General features: G+C 66.6%; 2 pseudogenes. One reads left to right on the forward strand and one right to left on the reverse strand.

Going from position 1 to position 1,597, the window contains the following annotated elements:
• A pseudogene (locus EOA24_RS37365) lies at window positions 1-521 on the forward strand (CDP-diacylglycerol--serine O-phosphatidyltransferase); the annotation flags it as partial.
• Between the two features lie 9 nt (window positions 522-530).
• Here the strand turns inward: EOA24_RS37365 and EOA24_RS37370 are convergent.
• Window positions 531-1,597, reverse strand: a pseudogene (locus tag EOA24_RS37370) (AMP-binding protein); the annotation flags it as partial.

Here is a 1,597-nt window from a genome sequence, read left to right on the forward strand (position 1 = left end):
CCCTGGTGCTCTACGCCTTCCTGCTCGACCGCGCCGGCTCGCCCGGCTGGATCGCAGCACTTCTCTTCACCATCGCCTGCGGCATGCGGCTCGCCCGCTTCAACGTGCTGGCCGACGACACCGACCAGCCTGCATGGCAGACCGAATATTTCGTCGGCGTGCCGGCCCCGGCGGGCGCGGTGCTGGTCATGCTGCCGCTCTATCTCTATTTCCTGCGGCTCGGGCTGGAGCCGTCCCGCCCTGCCGCCTTCATCGCCACGGGCTTCACCGTACTCATCGCTTTCCTTCTGGTCAGCCGCCTGCCGGTCTATTCGGGCAAGAGCGTCAAGGTGCCCGGCGACAGGGTGCTGCCGGTCATCCTCGGCGTGGTGCTCTACATCCTCTTGCTGATGACCTATCCCTGGTACACGCTGACCGCCTCGGTCGCGGGATATCTGCTCTTCCTGCCGTTCTCGGTGCGCGCCTATTCTAAGCGGGCCATGCGCGAAGGCGAGAAGGTGCCGCCTTCGGATATCGGGTAACGCGGCGCGCTAAGCCGCCACACCCAGTCCCAACCGATCAATCGCCAGCTTTCGCGCCGAGACGTAATCCGTCTTGCCCGAGCCCAGCACCGGGATCTCTTCCACCTTGAGGATGTCGTTGGGCACCATCAGTTCCGCAGCACCCGCCTTCTTGCCGAACTGGCGCAGTTCCTCGGCATTGGCGTCGTCGGCGGTGGTGACCAGCACGATACGCTCGCCGCGCCTTTTGTCGGGCACCGCCACCGCCGCGTGGCGCTCTTCCGGCCACAGTGACTGCACCAGCATCTCGACGGCGCCCAGCGACACCATCTCGCCGGCGATCTTGGCGAAGCGCTTTGCCCGGCCGCGGATGGTGATGAAGCCCTCGCGGTCGATCGAGACGATGTCGCCCGTGTCGTGCTAGCCTTCCAGCGGCTGCAATTCGCCGGGGCGGTCGGCGCTCATGTAGCCCATCATCATATTCGGCCCGTCGAGCCACAGCCGGCCGCCCTCGGTGATGCCTTCGACAGGCTCCAGCTTCATGCGGATGGCCGGCAGCGGCCTGCCGACCGTGCCGTCCCGGCTGTGGATGGCGGTATTCACCGCCACCACCGGCGCCGCCTCGGTCAGGCCGAAGCCTTCGACGATCGAGGCCTGGAAGCGGTCGCGATAGGTGCGCCGCGTCTCCGGCTTCACCGCCTCGGCGCCGGCCACGACGAAGCGCAGGCTGGAGAAGTCGCCGTCCTTGGCGGTGCGCGCATAATTGGCGAGGAACGTGTCGGTTCCGAACATCACGGTCGGCTTCACCTTGCGGGCGATCTCGGGGATGATCTTGTAGTGCAGCGGCGAGGGGTAGAGGAACAGCTTTACGCCCAGCACCAGCGGCAGGATGGTGCCGCCGGTGAGCCCGAAGGAATGGAACGCCGGCAGCACATTGAGCAAGGTGTCGGCCGGCGAGACGGAGACGCGCGCCTCGGCCTGCATGACATTGGCAAGCAGGTTGCGGTTCGACAGCACCACCGCCTTCGGCGTGCCTTCCGAGCCGGAGGTGAACAGGATGACGGCGGGCTTCGAGGCTTGCTGCCGCTGCAGCGGTA

This window comes from Mesorhizobium sp. M2A.F.Ca.ET.039.01.1.1 (assembly GCF_003998035.1).
In the GTDB taxonomy this organism is placed as follows: domain Bacteria; phylum Pseudomonadota; class Alphaproteobacteria; order Rhizobiales; family Rhizobiaceae; genus Mesorhizobium.